The organism is Paenibacillus sp. TCA20 (assembly GCF_000732325.1).
Lineage (GTDB): Bacteria > Bacillota > Bacilli > Paenibacillales > Paenibacillaceae > Paenibacillus > Paenibacillus urinalis.
The window spans coordinates 282,304-307,883 of sequence record NZ_BBIW01000006.1 but is presented as its reverse complement, the minus strand read 5'-3'; the positions used below and the strand labels follow the sequence as shown (position 1 = coordinate 307,883).

Sequence of the window (25,580 nt, the reverse complement as noted above, 5' to 3'; positions counted from 1 at the left end):
GAGTTCATTGAGTTTAGATCATGTATTTTTAAAAAACAAAAAGGATGAAGAACTTACAAATTCTTCATCCTTTTTGTTTAGTGTCTGTTATTGTTTTTGAAAAGGAGGTAAATCATGAATAAAATATATTTTATGTTATTTATTGTATTTATCTTATCTGCTTGTAGTAATAGTGAAGTATCACCAGTGACGAAGCACTAATTCAAGATTTACAGACCGAGAATCAACAACTAATAGAAGAGCTTGACGCTTCTAAAATGGCTCCTTCTGAGAAACATATGAATGTGATTAGAGGAACACTGAATGCGTCTTTTAAGATTATTGGTGCGATGAATAACAAAGATTATGTAACCCTAGAATCCCTTTCTGTTCCTACAATGGAGTTCGACGAGCAGGAAGAAACTTATACACTAAAAGACGATGACCACAAGCAGGATGTTTCGATGTTGTCCTCTATTGAAATAGGCAATTTAGAATACCGGGGATATCATCAAACGAATGAAAATGAAGTCGAAGTATTTCTCGCTAATGTTTACCATGAAGGACACGTGGCTATATATATGCATTTTGAATTAGTTGATGGACAATGGTTATATAAAGGACATTATACGAATTAATAGTATAGAGTCCGATGAAGACTAGACATACATGGCCCCGTCCAAGAATGAGCGGACGAACATTCGCTTATAGAGCCCCCCAGGCCAGCCCGCAAGTTTCTTTTCACTTAAAGAGCCCCCAAGGCCAGCCACAGCCATCTTTCCACTTCCAGATTAAGCCCCAGCGAGCTCTCCAAGCCAAAGAGTCCGATGAAATAAAACCATCGGACACCTAACAGGCCCATCCCCCAAGAGAAGAATAGGGAAGGGTACTAACCAGCCAGCTGGCCCCCAGGCTCAGTAAGCGAAATGATTCGGTAGAAGCGACAGCGTTCGTATTTGGATTGGAAAGAATACCGCTTAGAATAATTCAAAGCTTTTCAATCCAAGAACGATCGTACGAACATTCGCTTATAGAGCCCCCCAGGCCAGCCGGCAAGTATCTTTTCACTTATAGAGCCGCCACACTAATCTTTCCGCTTTTCGCATTTATCTTTTACCCTCACCTGCCCATATTCTTCAACACCAGCATTAAATTGCCCGGCTTCTCCGCAAGCCGCCTCGTATAATACGGGTACCACATCGTCCCATAGGGTACATAGCATCTTACCCGATAACCTTCGGCCGCCAGCCGTTCTTGTTCCTGCATTCTCAGCCCGTAGAGCATCTGAAATTCAAATCGTTCCTTGGAAATGCTATGCTCCGCTGCGTATCTCTTCGTAAATTGAATGATCCGATCATCATGCGAAGCAATTGCCGTATAAACGTCCTGATCCAGATGCAGCTGAATGATACGCTCAAACTGGCTGCGTACATCCTTTGCATTTTGATAAGCGATGGCAGCAGGTTCTTTGTAGGCGCCCTTAACCAGGCGAAGTGGAATATGGTGCTCAATACAATGCTGTACATCCGCTTCCGTCCGAAACAGATAGGCCTGGATTACAGTACCGACATTGGTGAGCCCCTCGCGATGAAGTCTCTCAACGATTTGAAGAGTCGCTTCAGTGTAAGGCGAATCCTCCATATCAATCCTGACAAAATTACGATGATACTTAGCCTCGCGAGCGACAGCCCGAATATTCTGGTAGCATGCTTCCGGATCCAGCGCGAGCCCCATCTGGGTTGGTTTCAAAGAAACGTTGGATTGAACCTTGCTCTTCGATATCCCTTCGATGAGACGAATGTACTCATCCCGGTAGCCTGTTGCCTGTTCCAGCTGCTGAATGCCCTCGCCAAGATGATCCAGAGTAGCCATGATTCCAATTTCATTTAGTTTCCGCACTTCCGTAAGAGCACCATCCAAGTGTTCACTGGCAATAAATCGTCTCGCGAGCGATCTTCCGTATTTTATCGTAAGCCGTTCAATACGTGGATTGCCGGCAATCGTAAGTAGCGTTTTTCGATACAGCTCGTTCGTAGTTATCATGGGCGATATCTCCCTTCTCTCCTAATCATATGTATGGGGAGAAGAGGGCTTAAATAACAATCCAATACGGAAAATAAGCCGTATTCTCGTAAGTGAGAACACGACTTATTTAAACTTGTCGTCCAGTTCGTCGTTCGAAAGGAAGACGGGGTATAGCTGTGGATTAATTCATATGCAGGAAACGTTCTCCGGCAATGCCGGGTGTCGTCATTTGTTCTGGATGAAGAATTTCATCCAGTTCCTCCAGGGTCAGCAGTCCGCGTTCCAGAATAATGGCCGTGATGGTGGAGCCTGTACGCAGAGCTTCCTTAATGACACCGGCCGCTACATCATATCCGAGATGTGGATTCAGTGCGGTAATCATGCTGAAGCTTTGATCGAGCACTTCTTTGATTCGTTTGCGATTGGCCTCTAAATCCTTCACCAGGAAGTCATGGAAGGCACTCATGCCATTATTCATGATTTTCAGAGATTGAAGCAGATTAAAGGCGATGACCGGTCCCATGACATTCAGCTCGAATTGACCCGCTTCACAGGCCAGCGCAATGGTATGATCGTTACCGATGATCTGGAACGAGATCTGGTTCATCACTTCGGCCATGACCGGGTTTACCTTGCCTGGCATAATGGAGGAGCCTGGTTGTCTCGGCGGCAGGAGCAGCTCGGAGAATCCCGCTCTTGGTCCTGAAGCCATCATACGAATATCATTGCAGATCTTGGACATGTTCACGGCACAGACCTTGAGAGCTGCCGAGAGTTCAAGATAACTGTCTGTATTTTGGGTAGCATCCACCAGATCCTCCGCTGTATAGAGGGGGAGTCCGGTGATTTGTGCCAGGTGGCTGGTTACCTTTTCGATATATTCAACTTTGGCGTTTAGTCCTGTACCAACAGCGGTCGCTCCAAGATTAATAGAGAGTAGACGTTTGGTTGCATGATCGAGCCGTTCGATATCACGAGTGAGTACTCTCGCATAAGCGCCAAATTCTTGTCCGAGCTTAATCGGAACCGCATCCTGCAAATGGGTGCGCCCGACTTTAACGACATCGTCGAATTCTTTCTCTTTACGTTTAAAGCCCTCTGCAAGCTCCTTCATCGTACCCAGCAGATGCTCGCTAAGGCGATAAGCTGCAATACGGAGAGCTGTTGGAATGGCATCATTGGTCGATTGGGACATATTTACATGATTGTTAGGATTGCAATGGAAGTAGTCGCCTTTATTTTGATTAAGCAGCTCGAGACCGCGATTTGCGAGAACTTCATTCATATTCATATTGATCGAGGTGCCGGCGCCGCCTTGAATGGAATCGACGATGAAATGATCAAGGTGCTGGCCTTTCATGACTTCTTCAGCAGCGGTAATGATGGCACTGCCGATCGGCTGAGGAAGCATTTTTAAATCCATGTTGGCCGCAGCAGCAGCTTTTTTGACAGCAGCTAATGCAGTGATCAATTCCTTTTCAATAGGAACTCCTGTGATCGGGAAATTCTCGACGGCGCGCATCGTTTGGATACCGTAATAGGCATTCTCAGGGATGGCTTTTTCGCCGATAAAATCTTTTTCAGTTCTAATTAATCCTGACACTTTTATTCCCTCCAATAGGAAACGGTTATGATGTGCTTGCCGGGGTGTACATCACTGGATTGCAAACAAGCACTACTAGTATACCTCAAAGTATCCAAGATTTTCACAAAAAAGCAGATAGGGTCGACTTTGTTCCTATTATTATATGCAGTGCGCAGTGAATTGGACAGGACTAGGCGTTCACACTCAATGAATATAAGATGTCCACAGAGGAGAGAGACAGAGATGTTTGGAAAAAAGGCACATCAACCATATAACTGGTTAATATGCCTTGGTGCATTGGCTGCGTATAACTCTTAACTATTTTAAGATTGTTGGGTATTCAGCGGTTTCAGCATCTTCTCAATCACACCGCGACTTTCTTCAAGGAAAGGCGGAAGGGCTAGAGATTCTCCCAGATGGAGAATATCCTCATCCGTATCAAAGCCCGGACCATCCGTAGCCAGCTCGAACAGGATGCGGTTACCTTCACGGAAGTACAGGGATCTGAAATAGAATCGATCCACAAATCCGGAATTCGGAAAGCCATAGCTGTTGATACGAGGGATCCACGCCTTCAATTGATCTTCATTCTCTACACGCAGAGCTACATGGTGTACACTTCCGCGTCCGGGACGTTCAACCGGCAGATCCGTTCTTTCTTCAATATGAATTTCCGTACCGCTGCCGCCTTCCCCAACCTCGTATACCTCAATATCCGGTTGACCAGGCACATTAGAAGGATAACTTCCTTTGTGACGGAAGCCCAGCACTTCGATCAGTACAGCTGCTGTATGCTCGCCTTGTTCTACGGTCAGCTGCACGGGTCCGAGTCCTACAATGGCATGCTCCTGAGGAATGACACTCTTCTCCCAAGGTACTCCGCCGGCGACCCCTTCATTATGCTCATCGGAGACAAGAATGAGGCGCTGCTGTTCAAAATCACGAAAAGCCAGTGTCTTGCGTCCAGCGCGTTCCGTAATCTCATCATGATCGACCTCGAGTTCCTCAAAACGCTGCTTCCAATAAGCAAGGGAGGCATCGCTGGGCACCCGGAGAGAGGTGGCCGAAATACTGTTCGTCCCTGTGCGTGTTTGTCCCGCATTTGGCATTTCGAAGAAGGTCAGCTCGGTACCGGGATTTCCTTTTTCATCGCCGTAGAATAGATGATACATCGAATTGTCGTCTTGATTCACCGTTTTTTTGATGAGACGCAGACCTAGGGTCTTGGTGTAAAACTCGAAATTTTCTGGTGCCTTGGCTGTAAGCGCAGATACATGATGGATTCCTTTGATTGCAGCGAGTTCCGTCATAATAAGATAACCTCCCCATAATTTACATTGTAATTTATAAAAAATCCGCCAGAATACACGCAGATGAGCAGTTAGTCTTGCAGCTTCTTGAGCAGCTTAAGCAGCTCCTTACGCTCGTCTTTACTTAGTTTGCTGAATTGGGATGCTTGGAATTGCTCTTGTGCTGGCACAACCTCTTCATATAATGCTCTGCCTTGATCGGTAAGAGATACATATTTGGTCTTCCAGTCTGTTTCCCGTTGAATCAGACCTAAATCCTCCATCTTACTCAATAGCTGAGTAATATTGCCCTTAGTAACAAGCAGCTTGTTCGCCAGCTCCTGCTGTGACATCCGCTCCTCAGTGCCCACCTGAACAAGGACGTCGAATTGAGCTGTTGATAAATTCCAGGCCTTCAAATGCTGATTATTTTCCCGGATGTTATGGTTATAGATGCGGGACAGCCGGAACCATAGCAGCAGACCGAGCCGTTCCTCCGGTTTGGACAGGTGAGGAGGAGTGAAGTTTGCTTCATTCATCCAAGTTCCTCCTTCAATAGAAATTTGAGTTTAGAACTAAACTTATTGAGTTCAGTTTATAATTAAACTGATAATATGTCAACTGTCTTTTTTTCATGTTTAATTCTATGAGTTTCTTCTATATGATGGCTTTCCATCCTCATGGAGATCCATTATGATCAAATTAACTTTATTCTCGAAAGGAAGAGGAGAGATCCTTGCATACCATTGTTGCTGACCTATCCATCTTCAATCCTTATAATGCACCGAGGTTTGAATTCATGTCTCTTGCTCATGCAGGAGCAGTAGCTGTCATTATTGTTCTTCTGCTCGCGATGTTTATGTATCGACAGAAGCTGAGGAACTCCGTATCGGCTAGAAAAATACTGCGCTGCATACTGCTGTCACTACTGATTCTATCGCAGCTCATGCTTGAAGTATGGTATCAGATCTATGATCTATGGGATCCGGCTTACACGCTGCCGCTGGAGCTATGCAGCATTACGCTTCTTCTGTCATGTGTTATGCTGGTGACCCGAAATCGCGTGCTGTACATGCTTGTGTTCTATGCTGGAATCTGCGGTGCGCTGGCTGCATTACTAACGCCTGATTTGGTATATACCTTCCCTCATTTTCGCTTTATACAATTCTTCATCGCGCACGGCTCTATTATTGCTGCCGCCTTATATATGACCTGGATTGAGCAGGTGAGACTCACGATAACCTCGGTTCCGCTCTCTATGCTGCTGCTTAATCTTATTGCTGGCATCGTGTGGTGCTTCAATCAAGTATTCGGGGCGAATTATATGTTCCTGTCCCACAAGCCGGAGTCACCTTCTATATTAGATATGCTCGGACCTTATCCTTACTATATTCTTGTCGAAGAATGGGTCGCATTCGTGTTATTTACCATGATGTATATCCTCTTCTTCTATCTGCCCTCACGTGCCTCAAGCAAGACGGTAAGCAAGGATCATGTATCACTCTAGCCTGCAATTCTTACAGCAAAAAAACCTCCATATTCGCTGCGATATTGCAGCAGGTATGGAGGTTCTTCTATACGTCTTGTCTTATTATCCGCGGAGCAGGGATTCTGCTCCATCGATATAGACTTCGGTGCCGGATATATGGGAGGCTTCATCTGAGGCCAGGAACAAGACCAGAGAAGCGACTTGGTCAGGCTTGCCTGACTTACCGGCCAGCGGCTGATCTCCTTCAGGAAATTCGACCGGAATTTGAACCTGATCCAGATCCTCAGAGCGCTCCGTCTTGGAATCAATATTCGTGTCGATCGCGCCGGGATGAACAGAATTGACCCTGATTTTATATCTGGCAAGCTCCAGTGCCGCCATTTTCATAAATGCAGCTTGACCGGCCTTTGTCGATGCATAAGCAGAGAAGCCAATATTCGAGAATACGCGGTTTCCATTGATGGAGCTGTTAATAATGATGCTTCCGCCATTCTCCTTCATGTGAGGTATCGCGTATTTAACCGTGGCGAACGTACCTCTCATATTAATGCACATCGTTTGATCCCAATCTTCGATTTCCATCGTTTCAATCGGCGCCATTTTTCCGTTTACACCGGCGTTGGCGAAGACAACATCAATTCGACCTGCCCGTTCTGCAACGGTGTTAATCGCATTCTCCACCATCTCGGGCTTCGCGATGTCGCATTCAATGACTTCAGCCCTTCCGCCGTTCTGCTCAATCCTACTTTTGGTTTCTTCTGCTCTTTCGACGGTTCGATCAAGCATAAATACGTGCGCACCTTCCTCTGCCAATCGAAGGGCAGCGGCTTGCCCTATGCCGGAACCTCCCCCGGTCACAATGGCAATCTTATTCTCAAATCGAAGATTCGGCATAACGATTCCTCCCTAATCCATAGTCTATTATTCGTGAAGCTTTCTAACGTAGAAATACCCCCGGCAGCGGTAGGTTGAATCATAGGGAAGAGGGGGAGTGCAACATTTTGCAAAATCCCCAAGCACAGAGCCTGTCTTCACAGGTCAGTGCTTGGGGATTCCGCATTTTATTTATATTTGTGCCAATCGAGGTTACTGTTCTCTAGAAGATATTCAAAGTTGTTGTCGAGTTTTTTTTGCTCTGCCTTTTTCTTCTCTTCTGCCAACCGGCGAGCTTCTTCCTGTCGCTGCTGATTGGCTGCCTTAATTTCCTTAGCCTGCGCCTTGAGCTTGCCAAGCACTTCATCGCTCAGCATGTCCTTCAGCGTCGCTGCTCCGGATTCTTCACGGCTCGAAGTACGGTTAGTCGACTGCCGGGACGGCGTGTTTCTTTTTTTGACCATGATGATCCCTCCGTTTCATCGTAGCAAAATTATAACAGGTACACAGGGTGGATTGGAAGTATAAGTAGCAGGAAAGTGGAATAGAAATAAATTAATGATAGCGCTTTCTAAAAATTGGTGTAATATAAAGTAGAGGAAGAAAATAAGCGAACTAGAGTATATAGCTCATTTTGAACACCGATACTACGACTAATTAAACAGTGAAGGGGTCGTTGCTATTGGAACTAAACACGCAGCTATTGAAAGGGTTAATGTGGGGCATCCTGCTCAGTGTACCGCTCTGGATTTCGATCATGGGATGGATTAGCTTAATATGGTGATGATACGGGATAAATGGTGTACGTAATAAAGACCGGACAAACGAAGGAGTCCGGTCTTTTTGCTGTTTTTCTATTGAATTTTCTCCGGTTCTGGATATTCAACACCCAGTGTGTCAACAGTAACCTTGGTCATCACGGGCGGATCAGTCGGACGGTCGTTCTGATCTCTTTCAAGATTGGCTATTTCATCAACAACGTCCATGCCTTCAGTCACTTTAGCAAAGGCAGCATAAGTATTGTCTAGATGCTCTGAATCGGCTTGTACGATAAAAAATTGGGACCCAGCCGAATCAAGGTCATTGGATCGTGCCATGGATACGACACCGCGAACATGCAGCAGATGATTCTTCACCCCGTTGCTGGTAAACTCGCCCTTAATGCTGTAACCAGGACCGCCGGTCCCTGTTCCTTCTGGATCGCCGCCCTGTATCATAAAGTTCGGGATAACCCGGTGAAAGATCGTTCCATCATAAAAGCCGCTGTTGGCAAGGGATATGAAATTGTTCACCGTATTTGGCGCAACTTCAGGGTAGAGTTCCATTACGATCTGCTTGCCATTGGACAGCTCAATGGTAGCAACCGGATGAGACTTCTCAGGGTCAGGAACACCAATCCCTCCAAACTCAAGCTCGTCATTCTCTGCAGTATCCTTTCCACACCCTGCCAGAATAACGACAAGCGTAGTCAGGAGCAAGAGGAATTTGAAGCCTTTGGATCTGAACAACATGCTGTTTCCTCCTTGATATAGTTTGAATATGTTCTCATCATACCTTTTTTTAATCCATTTAGAAACGCTCATCGGAATAGACACGAAAATGTCATAGCTGTAGAAGAGGAGAGGAGTGTGACGGAACAAAAAAACAAGCTGCTGCAAATGAAGACACCGCAACAGCTTGTTCATTATCTTATTTTTTATTCATTTCTCCGGACTTCCGCCGGCGCCATTGATCAGATCTGTACCATGCATGGCATCCGGGTCTGGAGCAGCCGGATCCACCGGGCTGTTTGCATCGATATCATCTGCATCAGGTACGGAAGTAAGGTCGGGCTCGGTGGATCGGATCAGCACATCCTGCCGTTCCATGAAATCCTCGTCCGCTGCAAATTCAATGGAAGAGGCGCTGCGCACATCCTGCATCGGTTCCTTTTGAGCCGTTTCGGCATCAAGCGGTGTCGTGTCTTCATCAAGACTTACGGTTTGCTCTGTATACGTATTTACATAATCCAAATCATCTTCAGGTACGGTATTCAGCGGATCCGGCTCCTGCATGGATTTATAACGGTCATAGGCAAAATCGGCTTCGTTAGTATGTGGTCTATTATTCATGTGATATCTCTCCTTAGTCTTATCATCTTCATGCAATGCATAGCAGTTCATAGTTACGGATAGCGTGTCCATCTAGAACATGGGGAATACAAATTTAACGAGAAAGTATAGGAATCCGAAAAATAGGATGATATAAGCTGCGTATTTGATAAATGTAGATGCGACTAAGCTGGAATCAGATTTCTTCTGAACATCCTTGTGCTCGACTTCCACATTTCGATGTGTGTTATTCAGTTTTTTTTATCCTCCTTCATGAATTTGAGAGGTCTGATCAACGTACTTGACTATTTCTTAAACCGAGCTTTCGCTCCCGAATCAATTGAATACAATGAATATAGTTTCGTAAAATCCATGTTAGCTATAAAATATAGAGAGTCATTAGGAATGGGGGAAGACAGGTGATGGAATGGTGTACATTCTCGAATATGATCGGATCAATCAAGATCGGTCAAAAAGCATCTACACCTGGATACTCACGGACGGTCATTCGTAAACCTGACGGCCTCTACTGGTCTTCTGGCTTATGGAACGGCAGGATTGTGGAGATCAAGGACTACCTATTCTCAGATATATGGACCATCTACGAGGATGAGGAGAGTCTGGTCTGGCTTGAATACCGGGAGGAAGCAGAACAGAGGGAACTAGAAATGATCAAGAATCAGTATGAAGCAGAGCGCGAGAGACTTCGGGATGAGCGAGAGAATAGTATTGTAGATATCAATAAAGTGTGGAAAAATAAGGATGTATATTAATTTTATCGAGTCTTGAGGTGTTCTAATGAAGATCGGGCCCAGAGTATCGGCGGCTATCATCTTGTGTTTACTAGGGGTACTCTTCATCCTGCCGCAAGCAGTCTTGCACGCACAGGAGAAGGATATACAGAAATTGTCGCGGGACATGCTCTGGTTTAATGACAGTGTCAACCTCAGCTATGAGGAGCTGATGGAGGGGAATTATAAGTGGACAGCGATTGATGACAGCTATTTTGCTGATGAGATGGATCCATCTACGGTTCATGCCGCATGGACCAGAATCAAGCTGCCAGCCGATCTAGATGAGAGATCGGGACTTCTGCTTGAATATATTTATGGACAGCAAATTGATATCTATATAGACGGAGAACGTGTAATAGGACAATCCAATAATTATCCGTTTGATCGGAATCATATTCTGTTGTCTCTCGATCAAGAGGATGCAGGCAAAGTCGTGTACATCTGGACACACAGCAGTGATAGAACAGTAGGCTTGAGCGAGGACGCATGGACAGGGTCTTATATAGACTTAAGCGGCATGTATCTTAGAGATGGTTTATCGTCGGTCCTGATAGGTGGTATCCTGCTTCTGCTTGCCGTCCTTATTGAGGTAACCTGTTTATTTATGACCCGGGTGAATACAAGACAGTGGTCCTCAATGATGGGGGTCATTATCTGCTTCGGGCTGGCTGTCTTGCTGTATTCGCCGACTTTATATACGTTGTACCCTGATTACAGCGAGATTCTGGTTACAGGCTTCGAAGCGGCTTTGATTCTGCTGCTGCCGCTCTTGGCCTATTGTTTTGAACAGATGATCGGACCTGGACCAGGCGGATTAATCAATAAACTGTGGAAATCGATGCTGGTATACATCGCATTCTGCATGCTGGTTAGAGTCGTCAATGCATTAACGGGGGATGTCATCTATGCGTTTTATGAATTCCTGACCCGGCCTGTGTTCGGCGTTGTATTTATTGTAGAGCTTATTCTGCTGACCTATTTTGCCATCCTGGAGGCACTTAAGGGGAACCGTAAAGCCTATTTGCTATCATGCGGTTCTGGAATATTTACAGTCGCTGCCGTTGTCGAATGGATTCTATATTACACCTTGAATTGGTATGACTTCTGGATGATCAAGTGGGGGATGCTTGCATTTACCGTCACTCTAGTGATCATCAAGACCAATCCCTTGTGGGGTAAGCATGAGCAAGTAGAGCTGTATACGAAAGAGCTTGAAGTATTTAATAATGAGCTGCAGCGCTCGGAAAAGATCAAGATTATAAGTGAATTAGCGGCTTCTGTCGCACATGAGGTGCGTAATCCCCTTCAGGTAACCCGCGGATTTCTGCAGCTGATGAGCAAGCAGGAGAATTTGAGGAATCGAAGATATGTCAGCATCGCGATTGAGGAGCTCGATCGGGCATCCGAGATTATTAATGATTTTCTGACCTTTGCCAAGCCGGAATTTGATCAGATCAGGCTTATTAATCTGGCGGAAGAATTCAATCACATCGAAGGTGTGCTGATTCCGATGGCCAATCTGGAGGGCTGTGTCATTACGATGGATGTACCTGAGAACCTGTGGGTTCGGGGAAACACCTCCAAGTTTAAGCAAGCATTTATTAATATTCTCAAGAACAGCATAGAGGCAATTCAGGGCAGCGGCGAGGTTAGAGTCAAGGCTTATTCGAGAGGCAAGGAAATTTTTATTCATGTACAGGATACCGGAATAGGGATGAATGAGCAGGAGCTCATGAGACTCGGTGAACCTTATTTCTCTAATAAAACGAAGGGTACGGGGCTCGGCATGATGGTGACATTCCGGATTATTGAGGCTATGGATGGAAGTATAGAATATAGCAGCGAGAAGGGGATTGGAACGGAGGCTGTTATTCGTTTTCCTTCGGGTACTTGAGCTTGTAATTCAGGTTGTTCATGTGCAATGGATAAAAAAGGGTGTGTTCGTCCACACTAACGAAGTGCAGACAATTTATTGCAGCTAGAAAGGTGGACAAACACATGAACAAATATATTTCGCGCATCGCTTCTGCGGCTCTTCTGATTTCGATTATGACAGGGTATGCAGGAGGGGCCGAAGCACAGGAAGCAAAGACCCCGGATCCGGTATTTACCGAGTTTGAGGTAGATGCAAATTGCGGTCAAGGACATCACCTCTATTTCATGGATGAGACAGCCAAGATTCTGAATATGGATCTGAAGGAACTGGCATCCCAAATGGAACAAGGGAAGACGATTGTAAGCATTGCGCAGTCGAAGGGAATGACAGACAAGCAGCTCGAGAAGAAGCTTATTCCTGCTATCGATAAGCGGGTGGATGCCGCGGTCAAAGAAGGCTGCCTCACGAAAGAACAAGGCACCACGATGAAATCAAATATTCACGCCCGGCTCGCCAAAGTGATCAACACTCCGCTCAGTGAGCTTCGCGGGCGGCATGCACATCATGGCAAAGGACATCGTTTAAATCGCGAGGAAATTGCCAAGTTTCTCGGTCTGACGCCGGATCAGCTTAACCAAGAGCTTCGGCAAGGAAAGTCACTGGCTGAAATCGCCAAATCAAAAGGTGTATCCGAGAAACAGCTGGTGGATAAATTGAAGGAAGAGTTAACACCTGATCTGGAGAAGTTTATCCATCGGAAGATCAAGATCGATGGGGCGCCGGGAAAAGAAGCCCTTAAGCATGATCATAGCTAAAGTCTGAATAAAAAATCCCCTTCAAGCAGGAATGTCATACATTGACAGACGAAGCTTGAAGGGGATGTTTAATTACTAGGGAAATCTGCATGTGCAGATTAAGAATAACAGGAAAATGATGCATTTTTCTTAACTCAGAGCACAGCACCTTCTGCCGGGACCGTCTTGTCCTTGTCTCTCGCGGTCTTGTTCTTAGGTCTGCGCGCAAGTCCTACCAGATATCTTGATCCAGGCAGCTTGGACAAGCCAAAGCTGATGAGCAGCGATACGATGACGGTAAGCAGGAATGTGATGATCGTTACCGGCAAATGATATCCAGACAGCTCCATTGGTCTAGTGAAGAATGCGATGCCGTAAATGACCATGGCATGGACAAGATAACCGCCGTATGAATATCTTCCGATCCATGTAAACAGCTTGCGGAAACGGCTCTGCGGCGAGATGACAAGCATGAATCCATACAGCAGGAACATCTGTGTCAAAATCAAAGCAAAGGTCTGAGGCTTCAAATAGGTAGATATGTTCAGGTTCATCACATCAGAAGAGCCGCGAAGCACATCATAAGCGAGCAGTGTGAATAAGGCGATGGACAGGAACGCAGTCCAGGGCATAATTTTGAGTATCCATTTGCGAAATTTTTCGAGCATGAAGGCAACCAGTGCACCAAGAATAAAATAAAAGAAATACATAATAAAAGAATAAGATCTGTACCCTAGCAGTGTTTGGGTTATCCCGCCTGCTTCTGCTGCCCAAGCGCCCATCTCGTAATAAGACAGGTATAACAGATAAGCATAGGCAGCGCCAGTGAGTACGATAATAGTAACAACCGTACGGTTCTGCCGCGTCGGATCGAGAGGAGTCAGTCTGCTCTTCAGAAACAGAGCGGCTTTCCGGAACAGCGGAAACAGCAGATAGAACTGGAATACCATGATGACGAACCACAGCTGATAACCGGCTTGAGGAACAAACCATTCACTAACAAGGCTTGTCCAGGTGTCAGCACTCAGCCAGTTGGTGCCAGCCGTCAGTCTTACACTCAGCCAGTATAGAACTGTCCATAACAGGAACGGGACATAAATATCTCCGAATCTTTTGCGGATAAAGCTTGAATAGTGCAGCTTCTTCTCATAGTTATAGAACAGAAGTACGGCGGACAGGAACACGAATGTCGGTGTACCGAACCTTGTCAAATGATACACAATCATAAGCATGGTGGAATCTGGCGCAAGTATATCCGCCCGGTATATATATTCCGCGAGGCTGTGCTGCATCACAATCGCGAGGAACGCGAGTCCCCGTAGAGGTGTCAGCTCCTCGATTCTAGGTTTTTTCAATAGTAGATAACCTCCTAATAGTTGTTTCTCATGACAAGTAGGCAGGCACTTGGAGTCATTATTGTAACGAATCAACATTAAGAATAGATGAAATAACAAATAACATGAGCAAGTATACTACAACTTGGGACTGTGTGTGCTTGTAATTATTGTCTGTATATATTATCGTTCATGAAGAATCGTCAATTCCAGAGATATAGAGTATAGGAATGGAGGAGAACCAATAGTGAACCATCATGAAGAGAGTAAGAACCTGTTCCAGAGCCGAAAGTCTCACCGTAAATTTGACAAGAGCAAGCCTATTCCGCAGGCGACCCTTGAGAATATATTAACAGATGCACTGCGTGCACCATCCTGGGCGAATACCCAGCCTTGGGAGGTATTTATTGCTACAGGCGGCACCTTAGAAGCGGTCAGAGAGGCCTATTTAGCTGCGTTTGATCGTTCAGAGCCATACAATACGGATGTTCCTGTTCCGAAGGAATGGCCTGAATATATGCAGGAGCGCAGCATCCGTAACAGCATACATATGTTTGAGTGTATGGGGATCGATCGTGAGGATGAGAAGGCAAGAGAGCTGAATCGACGCAATAACATTTCGTTCTTTGATGGAACAGCCCTGGTTATTATTTGTCAGGAGCGATCGCTTACGGATTGGTCGACCATGGATCTGGGCACCTTCGCCGGATATCTTGTGCTGGCCGCTGAGCATCATCATGTGCAGAGTGTTCCCGCCTTTAATTCGATTGCTTATCCCCAAATACTTAGAGAGAAGCTGTCGATTCCGGATCATCTGATTATCCGCTCTGGTGTTGTTCTTGGCTATGCTGTCGAAGACAGTCCCTATAATGAGCATACATCAGATAGAGAAGCGCTTCACCAAATGGTCCATTTCTTAAACTAGACTCGTAAACTAGACTCGTGCATATGTATTGTAGCGACAGACTCTCAGCGATGGGGGTCTGTTGTCATGAAGTTCACAGTCTTGACAGCTCGATTTATAATGATTAATGAAAGCGGTTAAATGCTGGCATTGGAACAGACCGAGGAGGCGTAGCTATATTGAAAAAGATGATGCTGATCTATGCGCTTTTAATATTCGCTTTTTTGGTTTATATATTTCAATATATGACAGAGGACGTGGACAATAGAGGAGCTGCGGGTGAAGGTCTGAGAGGAGATATCTCGGAGCGTTATGTGATGGTCACCTTCCAATCTGGCTCTGAGTACTGGAAGAGCGTGCTTAAGGGCTTTGAGGATGCGGCTGACGCTTTGAACGTGTCCATTGAATATAGAGGAGCAACGGAGTACGACCTGCAGGAGCAGATTATGGTACTGGACCAGGTGATTGCGAAGAAACCAGCAGGCATCGCCATCTCTGCGATTGACACGAATGGACTCGATGGTGTTATCGACCGCGCGATTGAGGAGAACATCCCGGTCGTGCTGTTTGACTCAGGTGCACCGAACAGCAAAGCTTACTCCTTCCTGGCAACGAATAATTACAACGCTGGGGCAACCGCAGCAGCTCAGATGGCGAAGCTGGCAGGAAGAGAGGGACAGGTAGCGATCGTTACTGTACCTGGACAGCACAATCATACAGAGCGGATTCAAGGATTCAAGGATACGCTGGAGAGCACCTATCCGATGATGAAAGTAGTCGATACGGTTAATGGAAAAGGAAATGCAGAGGATGCGGAACAAGTGACTGCGGCACTGCTTGAGAAGTATCCGGATCTTGCTGGAGTATTCGTCACCGAAGCAGCAAGTGGTGTCGGTGTCGCTGAAGCGGTTCAGCAGTATGGGGGTCCGGTTCCAATTGTGAGCTTTGATACGAACAAAGCCACACTTGATTTGATCAAGGAAGGTGCTATTGCGGCAAGCATTGCACAGGGAACATGGAATATGGGGTACTGGTCCTTACAATATTTGTTCCATCTTCACCATGATCTGACGATTCCGGCGCCTTCTGCGACAGACGATGTGTCACCGGTTCCAGTCCAGGTCGATACAGGAATTAATGTGGTTACCAAACAGAATGTGGAGCAGTATTATGCGAAATAATGAGCGCAGATCTGGAAGGTTATGGAAACGACTTAAGTTCAGTCAAATGCCGCTGCGTTATCAGCTCTCCATTCTTTTTCTATTAATTGGTATCGTGCCTGCACTGGGTCTTGGATTAATCGTCAATTGGACCGTGGATCGAATTGTGGAAAGGCAGGTCGAAGACAATACACTACAGCTGATTGGTAAAGTGAATCAGTCGCTCGACAAGTCCATTGAAAATCTGCAGAACATTACCTATCTCACCGAATTTGATGAGGATGTTCAGCAGTTTATTGATGGTACTCCCGAGGTAAGAGAGCGGGTGAAGAGCTCAGGAAGTGTTCAAGTTTTTTTACAGGGGTTTACAACACTTCATCCCGATATTGCAGGGATCTTAATCATTAATAATGAAGGGGAATATATAAGCAACGAAATGTATGCTGTAGATGATACAGATCTCACACAAGAGAGCTGGTATCAGGCTGCCGTGGATCAGAAAGGGATCTTTACGGTCATCGGGCATCCTGGAGAGCGGAGAGTAACTACCCATGTGAACTATACGCCGGATGAAGTCGTGTCTGTATCCAGAGCTTTGGTTGATCCGGAGACTCGGGAAACGCGAGGCGTTATTTTGATCGACCTGAAGCTGTTCTCGATCTCAGGCATTGCAAGGGATGTCACGTTAGGTAAAGATGGATATTTAATGATTCAGGATCAGGATGGGAATAAAATCTTCGCACCGGATCAGTCCATTATTACTCAGTTGGAGAGCTCCTGGTTTGAAGATGCCTCCTATGGAACCTTTACAAAACAAGTGGGAGATCAGAACTTTCAGTTTCAATACCAGACCTCTTCTTACACCGGCTGGCGTACGATCGGGGTGTTCAATACAGGTGATTCAGCAATTGCTGTTAGAGAAATTCATTTTTATGTGATTTGCTATTTGTTTATTGTTTGCATGTTTGGACTAACGGCGGCTTATGTCCTGTCACAATCCATCTCAAGGCCGATTCATCACTTGATGAGCTTGATGCAGAAGGCCGAAAAAGGCGACATGACGCTGCGTAATCTCGGTAACCGTGGAGATGAGGTCGGAATGCTCGGTGTCAGCTTTAACCGGATGCTGCAGGAGATCAAGAAGCTGATGGCTATGAACCGGAGAAAAGAAAAACAGAAGCAGGCAGCTGAGCTGCGCAGTCTTACCGCTCACATCAAGCCGCACTTTTTGTATAACACACTGGATACCATCCACTGGATGGCACGCAAGCAGGGGGCGGAAGATGTATCCGAAATGGTGAAATCGTTATCCCGATTGTTTAGAATCGGGCTCAGTAAGGGCAGCAGCATGATTCCGGTGTCCGAAGAGATAGATCATATCACCAGCTATTTGCAGATTCAGAAGACCCGTTATCGGGACCGACTGAACTGCCAGATCGAGCTGCAGGAGGAGGTCAGAAGATTCTATGTTGTCAAGCTGATCATGCAGCCGATCGTTGAGAATGCGATCTATCATGGCATCAAGGCCAGGCGCGGTGCAGGCAACATTCGAATTCAGGTGGAACAGCAAACCGACTATCTTCTGATGACGATCACAGATAATGGGGCGGGCATGGATGAGGAGCGGCTTCAGCAGCTGAGGGAGAAGCTTGCCAATCCATTGATCACCATAGATAAGCAGCATGAAGAGAAGGAGTCACCGAAGAGCTATGGCCTGTTAAATGTGCAGGCCCGAATTCAGCTCGCATTCGGAACAGATTACGGCGTGCAGCTGGACAGCACGCTGGGGGAAGGCACAACGGTCACGATTAAGCATCCTTTGTTGACCGAGCCTCAAGTCATGGCTGACCACGAACAGGAGGAGGAGCTATGAATAAACCATATCAAGTATTGATTGCGGATGATGAACCTATCATTCGTGAAGGCATCAGCGAGTCGGTAGACTGGGCTTCTCTTGGCATGGAAGTCATCGGACTCGCCGAAGACGGAGCGGAAGCACTGGAGCTTGTACTAGAACGGGGAGCTGATCTTGTGCTCGTCGATATGAATATGCCGATTATGAATGGCATTTCATTCATTCAGGCACTTCGAGAGCAGAAGCAGGAATGCAGATGCATTATCATTACAGGGTATGATGAATTCAGCTATGCGCAGCAAGCGATTCGGCTGGGTGTGGAGGAATATATATTGAAGCCGGTTGAAACGGATGAGCTGATGAGTGTGCTGCAGCGAATTAAGGCTTCACTCGATGAGGAGCAGCTGGAGAAGGAGAAACAGGCATCTGCCAGGGAGCATCTCCGCAAGAGAAGGGAGGTACTGCGAGAGCAGCTGGGACAGGAATGGGTACAAGGCAGACTGAACGAAGAGGAGCTTGGGATGCAGCTCAGTCTGCTCTCTCTTCCTGCAGCTTCTCCCGCAAGTTGTCTCGTGATCCGCTGGCCAGAGGTAAGCATGCCGAATACGATCTTGAAGGAAGGCGATCGCCAGCTGTATCTGTATGCGGTCAAGAACATTGTTGAAGAGCTGATTGGCACCTCGGAAGCACTTGTGTTCAGAAATGGATCTGATCTGATCGTAGGGATCAGCTGGAGCAGGCTCACACCAGAGCTGCTCATGAAGATCGAGGAGGCGGCCAAGGAGAATCTGGGTGTCACTCTACACACCGCTGCTGAGGATGTTGGAGTGGAGATGGAGCTTCTAGAGGCATACAACCTGTGCAAGGAATGCATCTATCAGGAGGCTTCGCTATCTCCGCTTGTACGAAGAGCCCGGCAATATTTGCAGGAGCATTATCACAACCACGCTTTGACACTGGAGCTGGTGGCTTCCGAGCTGGGAGTTTCACCCGTATATTTGAGCCGCATGCTGAAGAAGGAGCTCGGGGAGTCATTTATTGCCCTGCTGACCGGAATTCGGATTCACAAAGCGATACAGCTGCTGAATAGCAGCAGTCTTGCCATGCACGAGATTGCCGATCATATCGGATATGAGAGTCAGCACTACTTCAGCACTGCATTCAAGAAGGTCATCGGCATTTCCCCGAACAAATATCGTAAGGGCGAAGCCTTTGTTTAGAGAATTAATAGAGCATCCAAGGAAGATATGCTCTTCATTTTGAAAAAAACGCCGCAAGGCGTTTTTTTTTGTTGCCACGGAACTCCTATCGGGATATTGCCAAGAAAGGTTTGATTTTTATAAAAACGGTTGCAAATGTGCAAAGACGATTCAAGAAGCGTTGAGATATCATTATAGAAGAAACAAGGGATCAATGGATATGAAAGCGCTAACTATAAAAGCTTTAATCCAGGCACAATCGTACAAGCGAAAGGGTGGAAACGATGAAGAAAGCACTAACCTATCTTCTTCTCTTCGTGCTCGTTATCTCTTTGAGTGCATGTAATCTTGCGGAGACGACAGGCGGCAGCGAAAGTCAGGGCTATGTCGGCATCGCCATGCCAACGAAATCGGCGGAGAGATGGGTAGCCGACGGGAATAACATGGTGAAGCTGTTTGAAGAGAAAGGCTTCAAGACCGATCTGCAATATGCGGAGGATGTAGTCGAGAATCAGATTGCACAGATCGAGAACATGATTACAAAAGGCGTGGATGTGATCGTGATTGCATCCGTTGACGGAAATACATTAACCGATGTCATCAGCAAGGCTCATGACCAAGGCATTCGTGTCATTGCTTATGACCGATTGATTCGTAATACAGAGCATCTGTCCTATTATGCTACATTTGATAATTTCCAAGTCGGTGTTCTTCAAGGCTCTTATATAGAGGAGAAGCTGGGCCTCAAGGAAGGCAAGGGACCGTTTAATATCGAGCTGTTTGGCGGATCACCGGACGATAACAATGCTTACTTCTTCTTTGACGGCGCTATGTCTGTTCTACAGCCGTATATTGACTCCGGTCAGCTCGTCATACGAAGCAAACAGAATTCAATGAGTCAAATCGCTACGCTCAGATGGGATGGTGCGGAAGCGCAGAAGCGGATGGATAATTTGATCAGTGCGCATTACTCAAATGAGCGGATTGATGCAATTCTTGCTCCTGCTGATTCGTTAAGTCTGGGCATCATTTCTTCTCTAAAAGGTGTAGGCTATGGAAGCTCTAACAATCCGATGCCTGTAATTACTGGACAGGATGCAGAGCTGTCCTCCATCAAATCCATCGTCAGAGGAGAACAGACACAAACCGTATTTAAGGATACACGTCAGCTGGCGGAGCGAACGGTTGCCATGGTTGAAAGCGTTCTCTCTGGGACCGAAGCAGAAGTGAATGATACGGAGAGCTACGATAATGGAAAAATGGTTGTGCCGTCCTACCTGCTTGAGCCAGTATCTGTGGATGCGACGAATCTGGAGGAAGTTGTAATTGATTCCGGATACTACACCAAAGATGAAGTTGGGCTGGAATAGAATATCTGTTAACTTTTGATGCGGGAAGGTGAAATCATGGCTGAATATATACTTGAAATGCGCGGGATTACAAAGGAATTTCCCGGTGTTAAAGCATTGGAGAATGTAAACCTGAAAGTGAAGGCAGGCGAGATTCATTCCTTATGCGGCGAGAATGGTGCCGGTAAATCAACACTGATGAAGGTACTGAGCGGAGTGTATCCTTACGGTTCCTACGAGGGAGATATTCTATTCGAGGATCAGGTATGCGAATTCAAAACGATCAAGGACAGCGAGGAGAAAGGGATTGTCATCATCCATCAGGAACTCGCGCTTATCCCATACTTGTCTATTGCCGAGAACATTTTTCTAGGTAACGAGCGGGCAACCAAAGGGGTAATCAATTGGCAGGAGACCATCACGAAGACCTCTGAACTGCTCAAGGAAGTGGGGCTGGATGAGAATCCTAACACGCTGGTCACGAATATCGGTGTCGGTAAACAACAGCTTGTCGAGATTGCAAAGGCGCTGTCCAAGAAGGTGAAGCTGCTTATTCTGGATGAACCGACAGCAGCGCTTAATGAGACAGACAGTCAAAATCTGCTCAGACTGATGCTGGAATTCAAGAGGCAGGGAATCGCTTGTATTCTCATTTCACATAAGCTGAACGAAGTATCTGAGGTGTCGGACTCTGTAACGATTCTGCGAGATGGCAAGACGATCGAAACGCTGGATATGAAATCGAAGGATATGAGCGAGGACCGAATTATCCGAGGCATGGTTGGCCGTGACCTAACGGATCGTTATCCGGAACGCAGGCCAAACATTGGTGAAGTTATGCTTGAAGTCAAGGACTGGACTGTATACCACGAGCATCATGCCGATCGCAAAGTACTGGATGGAGTCAATCTCAATGTACGGCGCGGAGAGATTGTAGGAATTGCCGGTCTCATGGGAGCGGGACGGACGGAGCTTGCGATGAGTATTTTTGGAAAGGCCTACGGACAGAAAATCTCAGGGGAGCTGCGCAAGGACGGACAGGTCATTCACAATAACACAATCAATCAGGCGATTGATAATGGATTTGCCTATGTAACAGAGGATCGCAAGGACTATGGGCTTGTACTGATCCAGGATATTAAGCGAAACATTTCGTTAACCGGAATCAAGAAGCTGCAGAAGGCTTCGGTTATTAATGAAAATGAAGAAGTGATCGTTGCGGAGCAAATGCGTAAACGGCTCAAGATCAAAACAAACAGTATCCACCAGGAGGTTCAGAACCTTAGCGGTGGTAATCAGCAGAAGGTTGTGCTGAGCAAATGGATCTATTCCGAGCCGGATATTCTTATACTCGATGAGCCTACGAGAGGAATTGACGTAGGGGCCAAGTTTGAAATTTACTCGATTATTCAGGAGCTGGCGAATGAAGGAAAGGCCATTATCGTTATTTCTTCCGAGCTTCCAGAAATACTCGGCATCTGTGACCGAATCTTCGTTATGAATGCAGGAAGGATCACAGGTGAGGTGAATCGGAGTGAAGCGAATCAAGAGCTGTTGATGAAATACATGACGAACACGACCAGATCGGGAGGGCATACAAATGGATAACTTAATGCAGCTGCTCAAAAATAATATTCGCCAGTACGGCATGATTATAGCATTAATACTCATTATGATTTTGTTCGGGGTCCTTAGTGGCGGATTATTATTCGAACCAATCAATATTACGAACCTCATTTTGCAAAACAGCTATATTCTCGTCCTCGCCATTGGTATGGTGCTGGTTATCATTACAGGACACATTGATTTGTCCGTAGGCTCCGTAGCTGCCCTGGTAGGTGCTTGCGCTGCAATTATGATGGTAGATATGAATTTGCATCCGGTCGTAGCGGTCATTCTGTCGCTTCTGCTGGGAGCACTGATCGGCGCATGGCAAGGGTTCTGGATAGCATATGTCCGTATACCGGCCTTTATCGTCACTCTTGCCGGGATGCTCTTGTTCCGTGGTCTTACGATGATTGTACTGGAAGGCCAGTCCATATCCCCTCTTCCGGAAGGGTTCCAGAAGATTAGTGCAGGCTTCATTCCGGACTTCGGGAATGCAGGGACGAATCTGGTAGCAATTCTTGCAGGTGTGATTGTAACCGTACTTTACATTATTAATGAAGTGAAAGCACGTAAAAATCAGCAGAAGTATAAATTCGAGACCAGTTCTACGCCGCTGTTTATAACGAAAATGGTGCTGATTGCGATCGTCGTTAACGTATTTTTCGTGGCGCTTGCCAGCTATGCAGGGATTCCGAACATCCTGGTGCTGCTTGCCGTGCTTATTGTAGGTTATTCCATTGTTATGAATAAGACAGTTATGGGACGTCACATCTATGCGGTAGGCGGTAATGAGAAGGCTGCAGGCCTGTCTGGTGTAAAAACAAAGAAGGTTACCTTCTGGGTATTTGTTAACATGGGGGTACTTGCTGCGATCTCCGGCTTGATCTTTACTGCAAGATTGAACGCGGCTATCCCAAGAGCGGGTACAAACTTTGAGCTTGATGCGATCGCGGCCGCGTTTATCGGTGGAGCCTCCGCATCAGGGGGAATTGGAACCGTATTTGGCGCTATTATCGGTGGTCTGGTTATGGGTGTGCTGAATAACGGGATGTCGCTGATCGGGCTCGGTATCGACTGGCAGCAGGGAATTAAAGGACTTGTATTGTTGTTAGCTGTCGCGTTTGATATTTACAACAAGAACAAACGAGCTGCTTAAACTGTAAACGTTTCAATAGGTTACAAAAAGGTTAAAAAGTAAAAACAAAACTTATTGACGGATATAATATCCAATGTAACTACTAGTAAGTTTATCCAATTCATAAAACAGCCTTTTTATTTATAGGTCTATATACCTAATAAATTTAAGGCTGTTTTTTCTTGCTTATTTGTAATAATGTGTTGATATATAAGAATATTTTGATTTGTTTTCATCAGTATTATGCAATCTGGAATTAAATCATATAACGTATTTATATAGTTTTATATACCTATCTTTATAAAGGGGTGATCAGGACTAAAGTCCGATGATTTAGGTTGCTTGCCTGTCCTACAATGGGGACAGTTGATGGCAAGGTGATGTCATGAGGAATTAACAAAACCTAAAACTTCAGGAGGTTCTACAACATGAAGGTTACAAAAAAGATACTAACTGCAACTATAGCATCAGCATTAATGTTCGGCTCAGTGAGCATGCCTGTATTCTCAAGCCAGGCTTATGCAGCTACAACAACTAAGGAAGTTCTCTACGGTGTTAACCTGAGAGAGAAAGCAACCACTTCTTCATCCGTCATTCGCATGCTGAAAAAGGGAGAAACCGTATCTGTTCTTGGAACATCTGGATCCAGCTGGCTTAAAGTCAAAGATACAAAAGGAAACACAGGATATATTTCTTCTTCTTCTAAATATACAAAGACAGTAAGCGGCGGAAGTTCTTCTAGCGGTGGCAGCGTCTCTGCCAACAGCACAAGTTCAAAGACTGTGGAGAAAGTGATCGACGCGGGCGCGAAGTATCTGGGAACGCCTTATGAGTTCGGCGCACCACGCAGCAGCACCAAGACATTTGACTGTTCTTCTTTTGTAAGACGTGCATTCATGGATGGGGCGGGTATTACGCTTCCAGCGGATTCTCGTCAACAAGGAACATATGTTAAGAACAAAGGTAATGCAAAATCCAGCATTTCTTCTCTGAAACGCGGTGACCTGATGTTCTTCATGTCTTACAAAGGTTCGAGCAAATCCTCGTACTCCGGAATCAATAAGAGTTCAGCAAGAATTACGCATGTCGCGATTTACCTGGGTAATGGCAAAATGCTTCATACGTACTCGACTGAATCCGGCGGCGTAAAAGTCGATACCTTCAAAGGCAAGCATTGGGAATACCGCTTCCTGTATGGCGGCAGCGCGCTGTAATATCCTATCTAAGACAAGCCTCTTCCTTAACGGAAGAGGCTTTTTTTTAGTGGTACAGTCTCAGAATGATGTTCTGATTATAGTTACCGAAGCCTTCACCGTATAATGTTAATCCACCGACATGCTTCGCGTCCTGTTCAACAGCTAGACGGAATGTCCATTGATTACGTTCTATCGGAATATCTTGAATGGTCATCTCCGACATGCGCTGTCCATCAATAAAAGTAGCCTCGTTCGTGATGCGAATGACCTTCAAGAGTCCATATTGATTCACTTCATCCTGCCACCACTCGGGTGTGAAGACACCTCTGCCATTTCCGGAGTCTCCGGGACTTGTCCATTTTCCGAGCGGTATGCCGTTTAAGGTAAAGGAAATGTCAGATGGCCAGTTGGGATTAACGCCTGGAGCCTCAGAGCCGATCTCAAATGAAATTTCAATCTCTGTAATTTGTTCGTTTTGCAGCAAATAATTCGGGATTTTATATTCTACATATCCTCTACCAAACCATAAGATGTGTGCATTCACACGCTCGGGATCGAGAAAATAACGCGGATCATCGTACTGTCCAATGACTTTTTCTGTCGTTGACAATCCACAGGTCGGATACACATCAAACTCGGTGTAATGCCCGATTGGAATAGAGGTCTCCTTATACTTGCGTGCTAGCTGCTGAACCTTGTTCGGCATCATAATCTCGATCCAATCGACGGCCAGGGAATTAATCTTATGTGTTCCGCCATCCTTGCGGATCATCTTGGATTCCACAATGCCGACTTCTTGCAGTTTGCGGACGTGGCTGGTTACAATCGCGCTGCTTAGTTCAAGAGAGGCCGCAAGCTCCTTAATATTCATAGGCTGCTCTGCAAGAAGCCGGATGATGGACAGCCGGACACCGCTGGCTAACGCTTCGTACAGAGGGAGCCATTTATCTTCAGCATTTGCTCTTATCATATGTTCTATTCGCTCCTGAATCCGTTGATTTAATTATTAACTCTTATTATAGGATTAATGATTAAATAAATTCAAT

General features: G+C 45.9%; 24 protein-coding genes. 14 read left to right on the top strand and 10 right to left on the bottom strand.

Features of this window, described 5'->3' with window-relative positions; all coding sequences use genetic code 11:
- Positions 1–114: 114 nt before the first annotated feature.
- The gene (locus TCA2_RS28035) at positions 115–201 is read left to right on the top strand and encodes a lipoprotein (RefSeq protein WP_193746053.1); all 87 of its coding nucleotides are present in this window, start codon (positions 115–117) and stop codon (positions 199–201) included.
- A 77-nt stretch (positions 202–278) separates the two neighbouring features.
- Positions 279–617: a hypothetical protein gene (locus TCA2_RS14305; RefSeq protein ID WP_152557751.1), complete on the top strand. Its 339-nt coding sequence runs from the start codon at positions 279–281 to the stop codon at positions 615–617.
- Positions 618–1,098: 481 nt separating this feature from the next.
- On the opposite strand, the gene TCA2_RS14300 is transcribed toward TCA2_RS14305, so the two are convergent.
- The 4 genes from TCA2_RS14300 to TCA2_RS14285 form a co-directional block, all read right to left on the bottom strand.
- Entirely contained in the window at positions 1,099–2,022 is a 924-nt protein-coding gene (locus TCA2_RS14300; RefSeq protein ID WP_047912266.1) for a proline dehydrogenase family protein, read from the bottom strand.
- 163 nt (positions 2,023–2,185) lie between these two features.
- On the bottom strand, positions 2,186–3,613 hold the full coding sequence (locus TCA2_RS14295; RefSeq protein ID WP_370510357.1) for an aspartate ammonia-lyase: 1,428 nt from the start codon (positions 3,611–3,613) through the stop codon (positions 2,186–2,188).
- A gap of 299 nt (positions 3,614–3,912) precedes the next feature.
- Positions 3,913–4,899 carry a ring-cleaving dioxygenase gene (locus TCA2_RS14290; protein ID WP_047912265.1) on the bottom strand — a complete coding sequence of 329 codons (987 nt, stop codon included), beginning with the start codon at positions 4,897–4,899 and terminating at the stop codon, positions 3,913–3,915.
- Positions 4,900–4,970: 71 nt separating this feature from the next.
- Positions 4,971–5,417 carry a MarR family winged helix-turn-helix transcriptional regulator gene (locus TCA2_RS14285; RefSeq protein WP_047912264.1) on the bottom strand — a complete coding sequence of 149 codons (447 nt, stop codon included), beginning with the start codon at positions 5,415–5,417 and terminating at the stop codon, positions 4,971–4,973.
- Between the two features lie 197 nt (positions 5,418–5,614).
- On the opposite strand from TCA2_RS14285, the gene TCA2_RS14280 reads away from it, so the two are divergent.
- Positions 5,615–6,385: a TIGR02206 family membrane protein gene (locus TCA2_RS14280; protein ID WP_238546393.1), complete on the top strand. Its 771-nt coding sequence runs from the start codon at positions 5,615–5,617 to the stop codon at positions 6,383–6,385.
- An 84-nt stretch (positions 6,386–6,469) separates the two neighbouring features.
- Here TCA2_RS14280 and TCA2_RS14275 read toward each other — a convergent pair whose 3' ends face one another.
- From TCA2_RS14275 to TCA2_RS14260, 4 genes are all read right to left on the bottom strand, one after another.
- Positions 6,470–7,261: an SDR family NAD(P)-dependent oxidoreductase gene (locus TCA2_RS14275; RefSeq protein ID WP_047912263.1), complete on the bottom strand. Its 792-nt coding sequence runs from the start codon at positions 7,259–7,261 to the stop codon at positions 6,470–6,472.
- 167 nt (positions 7,262–7,428) lie between these two features.
- The gene (locus TCA2_RS14270; RefSeq protein WP_047912262.1) at positions 7,429–7,704 is read right to left on the bottom strand and encodes a YqkE family protein; all 276 of its coding nucleotides are present in this window, start codon (positions 7,702–7,704) and stop codon (positions 7,429–7,431) included.
- Positions 7,705–8,094: 390 nt separating this feature from the next.
- Positions 8,095–8,751 (bottom strand): peptidylprolyl isomerase, encoded by a 657-nt coding sequence (locus TCA2_RS14265; RefSeq protein ID WP_047912261.1) that lies wholly within the window; start codon positions 8,749–8,751, stop codon positions 8,095–8,097.
- A gap of 189 nt (positions 8,752–8,940) precedes the next feature.
- Complete coding sequence (locus TCA2_RS14260; protein ID WP_047912260.1) at positions 8,941–9,351, bottom strand: hypothetical protein; 411 nt, start codon at positions 9,349–9,351, stop codon at positions 8,941–8,943.
- Positions 9,352–9,749: 398 nt separating this feature from the next.
- Here TCA2_RS14260 and TCA2_RS14255 point away from each other — a divergent pair, with 398 nt between their 5' ends.
- The 3 genes from TCA2_RS14255 (at position 9,750) to TCA2_RS14245 (ending at position 12,815) form a co-directional block, all read left to right on the top strand.
- A complete protein-coding gene (locus TCA2_RS14255; RefSeq protein ID WP_238546392.1) occupies positions 9,750–10,103 on the top strand; it encodes a hypothetical protein in 354 nt (117 codons plus the stop codon).
- A 25-nt stretch (positions 10,104–10,128) separates the two neighbouring features.
- On the top strand, positions 10,129–12,018 hold the full coding sequence (locus TCA2_RS14250) for a HAMP domain-containing sensor histidine kinase (RefSeq protein ID WP_047912259.1): 1,890 nt from the start codon (positions 10,129–10,131) through the stop codon (positions 12,016–12,018).
- 104 nt (positions 12,019–12,122) lie between these two features.
- A complete protein-coding gene (locus TCA2_RS14245; RefSeq protein WP_052512004.1) occupies positions 12,123–12,815 on the top strand; it encodes a hypothetical protein in 693 nt (230 codons plus the stop codon).
- A 134-nt stretch (positions 12,816–12,949) separates the two neighbouring features.
- Here the strand turns inward: TCA2_RS14245 and TCA2_RS14240 are convergent, their stop codons facing one another.
- A complete protein-coding gene (locus TCA2_RS14240) occupies positions 12,950–14,149 on the bottom strand; it encodes an acyltransferase (RefSeq protein WP_047912258.1) in 1,200 nt (399 codons plus the stop codon).
- 226 nt (positions 14,150–14,375) lie between these two features.
- Between TCA2_RS14240 and TCA2_RS14235 the strand changes: the two genes are divergently transcribed.
- From TCA2_RS14235 to TCA2_RS14200, 8 genes are all read left to right on the top strand, one after another.
- Positions 14,376–15,053 carry a nitroreductase gene (locus tag TCA2_RS14235; protein WP_047912257.1) on the top strand — a complete coding sequence of 226 codons (678 nt, stop codon included), beginning with the start codon at positions 14,376–14,378 and terminating at the stop codon, positions 15,051–15,053.
- Between the two features lie 158 nt (positions 15,054–15,211).
- A complete protein-coding gene (locus tag TCA2_RS14230; protein WP_047912256.1) occupies positions 15,212–16,213 on the top strand; it encodes a substrate-binding domain-containing protein in 1,002 nt (333 codons plus the stop codon).
- The gene (locus tag TCA2_RS14225) at positions 16,203–18,065 is read left to right on the top strand and encodes a sensor histidine kinase (protein WP_047912255.1); all 1,863 of its coding nucleotides are present in this window, start codon (positions 16,203–16,205) and stop codon (positions 18,063–18,065) included. Before TCA2_RS14230 ends, TCA2_RS14225 begins: the two co-directional genes overlap by 11 nt.
- Positions 18,062–19,267 (top strand): response regulator, encoded by a 1,206-nt coding sequence (locus TCA2_RS14220; RefSeq protein WP_047912254.1) that lies wholly within the window; start codon positions 18,062–18,064, stop codon positions 19,265–19,267. The genes TCA2_RS14225 and TCA2_RS14220 overlap by 4 nt, the downstream gene beginning before the upstream one ends.
- A gap of 263 nt (positions 19,268–19,530) precedes the next feature.
- On the top strand, positions 19,531–20,616 hold the full coding sequence (gene chvE, locus TCA2_RS14215) for a multiple monosaccharide ABC transporter substrate-binding protein (RefSeq protein WP_047912253.1): 1,086 nt from the start codon (positions 19,531–19,533) through the stop codon (positions 20,614–20,616).
- Between the two features lie 36 nt (positions 20,617–20,652).
- Entirely contained in the window at positions 20,653–22,203 is a 1,551-nt protein-coding gene (mmsA, locus tag TCA2_RS14210) for a multiple monosaccharide ABC transporter ATP-binding protein (RefSeq protein ID WP_047912252.1), read from the top strand.
- A complete protein-coding gene (mmsB, locus tag TCA2_RS14205; RefSeq protein WP_047912251.1) occupies positions 22,196–23,359 on the top strand; it encodes a multiple monosaccharide ABC transporter permease in 1,164 nt (387 codons plus the stop codon). Before mmsA ends, mmsB begins: the two co-directional genes overlap by 8 nt.
- Positions 23,360–23,766: 407 nt before the next feature.
- Positions 23,767–24,552 (top strand): C40 family peptidase, encoded by a 786-nt coding sequence (locus tag TCA2_RS14200; RefSeq protein WP_047912250.1) that lies wholly within the window; start codon positions 23,767–23,769, stop codon positions 24,550–24,552.
- Positions 24,553–24,598: 46 nt separating this feature from the next.
- Here the strand turns inward: TCA2_RS14200 and TCA2_RS14195 are convergent, their stop codons facing one another.
- On the bottom strand, positions 24,599–25,504 hold the full coding sequence (locus TCA2_RS14195; RefSeq protein ID WP_081872500.1) for a transcriptional regulator: 906 nt from the start codon (positions 25,502–25,504) through the stop codon (positions 24,599–24,601).
- Positions 25,505–25,580 lie beyond the last annotated feature (76 nt).